At 61.0% G+C, this 4,529-nt stretch carries 2 protein-coding genes; both read left to right on the forward strand.

Annotated features, from left to right (window positions below; translation table 11 throughout):
• Positions 1-32: 32 nt before the first annotated feature.
• The gene (locus tag AMR42_RS18840; RefSeq protein WP_099535333.1) at positions 33-2,534 is read left to right on the forward strand and encodes a GH116 family glycosyl hydrolase; all 2,502 of its coding nucleotides are present in this window, start codon (positions 33-35) and stop codon (positions 2,532-2,534) included.
• A 20-nt stretch (positions 2,535-2,554) separates the two neighbouring features.
• Positions 2,555-4,333 (forward strand): protein phosphatase 2C domain-containing protein (locus AMR42_RS18845; RefSeq protein WP_234407102.1); only part of this gene is annotated, 1,779 nt, incomplete at its 3' end.
• Positions 4,334-4,529 lie beyond the last annotated feature (196 nt).

A 4,529-nucleotide genomic window follows, 5' to 3' on the forward strand; every position in this document is an offset into this window, starting at 1 on the left:
CGCCCCCCACCGGTCACCCCTCCGCCGGGTCGATCCCCCCATGCGCTTGGAGCCGCCCGATCGGCCTTGGTTGGGAACGTCCTTACACCGTCCGCTATACCAGCAATTTGGACGATGGCCCCTGGCATGGTGCGCCCTTGGGTGGGTTTGGGGCCGGCTCCTTGGGTCGATCTCCCCGGGGTGAATTTAACTTTTGGCACATGGACGGCGGGGAGCATGTGTTTGCCAACCTGCCCGGCTGTCAGTTTGCGGTTTTTGAGCAAGCAGAGGGCGACTTACCCCGAACCTATGCCCTCAGCAGCGAACCACCCGCCGATGGCAGTCTGGGGGATTGGGCTTGGTATCCCGCTTCCACGGCCGAGCGCTCAACGGGCACTTACTCGGCGCTCTACCCGCGCAGTTGGTTTACTTACGAAAACGTGTTGCAGACCCACCTCACCTGCGAACAGTTTTCACCGATTTTGGCGGGCAACTACCAAGAAACCAGCTATCCCGTGGCGGTGTTTGAGTGGACGGCCCACAACCCCACCGATCGCCCCATTACGGTCAGTATTTTGCTCAGTTGGGAAAACACGGTGGGTTGGTTCACCAATGCCCTCAAGAATCCCGAAATTACGGTGCGGGACGACGGCAGCCCCGAGTATGAATATCAACCCCGTTGGGGCGAGAGCGAGGGTAATTTTAACCGCTGGATTGAAGATTTCTCGCGGGTGGGCTGCACGCTCCTGAACTTGGAAGGCTTGATTGATTCGGGAGATCGCCCTTTGGCCGAAGGGATGGGCCAATGGGCCTTGATGACGGTGCAAAACCCGGCGGTGGAGGTGTTTCACCACACCCGCTGGAATCCGGCCGGCGATGGTTCGGATCTGTGGCGCGATTTTTCCCGATCGGGTGACCTGTCCGACGAAAGCGACGATCGGCCCGCCAAGGCCGGTGAACGGATTGGCGCGGCGATCGCCGTTCGCTTCACCCTCCGACCCGGCAAAACCCGCAAAATTCCCTTCATCTTGGCTTGGGACTTTCCCACCACGGAATTCAAGGCCGGCGTGACCTACTATCGGCGCTACACGGACTTTTTCGGGCGCAATGGTCAAGGGGCCTGGTCGATCGCCCGCACCGCCCTGAAGCATTACGATGCCTGGCGCGAAGGGATCATTGCCTGGCAAAAACCCGTACTCGATCGCCCCGACTGGCCCGATTGGTTCAAAATGGGCCTTCTCAATGAGCTATACGACCTGACGGCTGGGGCCACCGTTTGGAGTGCCGCCGATGAGCGAGATCCCAAGGGCCAATTCGCCGTGGCCGAATGTCTGGATTACCGCTGGTATGAAAGTTTAGATGTGCGGCTCTATGGTTCCTTTGGGCTGCTGTTGCTGTGGCCCGAGCTGGAAAAGGCCGTGATGCGAGCCTTTGCGCGGGCAATTCCCACGGCCGATGCCACCCCTCGAATCATTGGCTATAACCGGGCGGCGGCGGTTCGGAAGATTGCCGATGCCACCCCCCATGATTTGGGCGCACCGAACGAACATCCCTGGGAAGCCACCAACTACACCAGCTATCAGGATTGCAACCTGTGGAAGGATTTACCCTGCGATTTCGTGTTGCAGGTCTACCGGGACTATCAACTCACGGGGGCCAGCGATCAGCAATTCTTGGTGGACTGCTGGGATTCGGTGGAGCGATCGCTCGCTTACCTAAAAACCTTTGACCAAGACGGCGACGGCATTCCCGAAAACTCCGGCGCACCCGACCAAACCTTTGATGATTGGCGACTGGTGGGCGTGAGTGCCTACTGCGGCGGCCTGTGGATTGCGGCCTTGGAAGCGGCGATCGCGATCGGGCAAGTGCTGCTGGAAGCGGATTTGGATGATTTAACCTATGAATCAGACCGGGCCCGCGCCGCCCTCGATCGCTCCCGCTTGGCGGCCACCCTGGCCACCTACCAAGACTGGCTCACCCAAGCCCGATCGGTTTATCATCTGGCCCTCTGGAACGGGCAATCCTATCGCCTCGACACCGGCAGCGGTTCCGACGTGGTGATGGCGGATCAGCTTTGTGGTCAGTTCTATGCCCGATTGCTGGGACTGCCGGATGTGGTGGACAGCGCCGCCGTTCGCAGGACGATCGAGACGGTTTATGACTCCTGTTTCGTCAAGTTCAACGCCTTCTGTCGGAGCGATCGGGCCCGGGAACTGGGGTGGAACATTCCCCACGACCTGCCTAACCTAGGGGTGGCCAACGGCGTGTTGCCCGATGGTTCCCCCGAAAACCCGAAGGCCACCCACCCCCTGGAAGTCTGGACAGGAATTAACTTTGGGCTAGCGGCCTTTTGGTTGCAAATGGGCTACCGGCAGGAAGCCATGGAAGTGGCCGCCGCCGTTGTGAACCAAATCTATAGCGGGGGTTTGCAATTCCGAACGCCGGAGGCTATCACGGCTCAAAACACCTTCCGGGCCAGTACCTACCTGCGACCGATGGCCATTTGGGCAATGTATGGCATTCTGACGGAGTTTGCGCCCTTAACGGCCCGTTAGGGAGCAGCAATTGAGGAGCTATGACGGTGCCGATCGGGTCGATCGAATGCAGTAATTCCCACTGCGGTCACGGGAATCCCGCCTCGGCCAAGGTCTGTGCTGCCTGTGGTGCTCCGCTGCTGCATCTATACCTCTACGGGATTGGATCCGACCTGCGGTCACTGGCTCCCGGCACTTGGCTCGCCAATCGCTACTACTACTTGGGAGATCGGCGCTTTTTGGACGGCAAGCCAGGCCAAGTGCCCGAAGTGCCTGGGGAGGTGACGCGCCTGCTTCTCAGCTATTTGCGGCTGGTGGAGCATCGGCCCCAAGTGCCCCAAATTTACGGCGTTGTCAAACAGTCGAACTTTAGCCGGGAAGCCATTTTGTTGCTTGAAGGGGCCCCGATCGGCCCCGATGGATCCCTGCTGCCAAAGTTGGTTGATCAATGGGCCAAGGCCACACCCCTGCGCCAACTGAATTGGCTTTGGCAAGTGGCGCGGCTCTGGGAACCCTTGCAAGACGCGGGGGTCACTGCCACCCTGTTGGAGCCGGAGCGGCTGCGGGTGGGGAGCGGCTGGGTGCGGTTGTTGGCCCTGAAGGACAATGCGGGGCGATCGCCCAGTTGGGCCGAGTGGGGGCGCTGGTGGGTGCAACGGCTGCGGCCCCATCCGGCCTTGGAATCTTTGGTGTCGCCCCTGTTGCAACAGGTGGCGTTGGGTAATTGCGATCCGCCGACTCTGGTGGCGAATTTGGAGCAGCTCATTACCCAAGTGGCGGCCCAGGATGCGCCCGTGGAGCTGGCCGTGGCCAGCCTGAGCGACCCGGGGCCAAGCCGATCGCGCAATGAAGATGCTTGCTATCCCTTCAGCCAAGATCAGACCCGAGGGCAGCGGTTGGGCTTGGCGATCGTCTGCGATGGGCTAGGGGGGCATGAGGGCGGGGACGTGGCTTCCCGTTGGGCGATCGAACAGCTCACCACCGAGTTAGTGCCCTTTGTGGAAGCCGCCGCCCAAGCCCCCCCGAGTCCTGAGTTGGTGAATGCCACCCTGCTGCGGGCGATCGGGCTGGCCAATGCCGTCATTACCCAACGCAATGTGCAGGAGGGGCGAGCCGAGCGCCAACGGATGGGCACCACGGTGGTTTTGGCCCTGGTGATCGATCGATGGCTTTACATTGCCCATGTGGGCGATAGCCGCGCTTATCAAATCACGCCCACGGGCTGCTATGCCTTGACCTTGGATGATGACCTGGCTACCCGCGAAACCCGTTTGGGTCTCGGGTTCTATCGAGATTTGTTGCAAATCAGCGCCGCCGGGGCCCTGGTACAGGCCTTGGGCATGGGCAATTCTGAGCAACTTTATCCCAGCGTGCGCCGCATGGTGCTGGACGAGGATTGCGCGATCATCCTCTGCTCCGATGGGGTGAGCGATTTTGACCTGATCGAGCGATCGTGGCGTGACCAGTTCCCGGTGCGTTGGGGCCAAGGGGATCCCGGTCAAACCGTGGCCCAAATGATTGCCCTTGCCAATCAGCACAATGGCCATGACAACGCCACCATCAGCCTGGTGCAAATTGGAGCCACGCGCCAACTCGTGCCGGATCCAGCCCGCCTGCGCCGCCCCGTGATGGTTCCTAGTCCACCGCTCGATCGGGAATTGGAGGTTTCGCCCGCCGCCAACCCCAATCACCCCAATAGTTTCCAAGGGGATGACCTGTTGCCCTCGGTGGTGGCCAAAGTGCCCCAAACGGAACTGGTGACCCCTTCGGCGGAACCCTCGCCAATTCCCCCTGAGGGCCGATCGCCCCTGGTTCGATCGNNTCGATCGCCCTGGATTGGCCGCTGGTTCAGTCTGTTGGCCCTAGTCATTTTCGGCGGTGGGCTGTTAGTCCTGGTGATCATGCCCCTGGTGCGGCAACTGGTCGATGCCAATGCCCCCAATACCCCGGCTCCTAGCCCCACCCCGATCGCCTCGCCCAGTGGAATCAGCACCACACCCAGCCCCGTACCCAGCC

The sequence above is a fragment of the Limnothrix sp. PR1529 genome (assembly GCF_002742025.1).
In the GTDB taxonomy this organism is placed as follows: Bacteria; Cyanobacteriota; Cyanobacteriia; order CACIAM-69d; family CACIAM-69d; genus CACIAM-69d.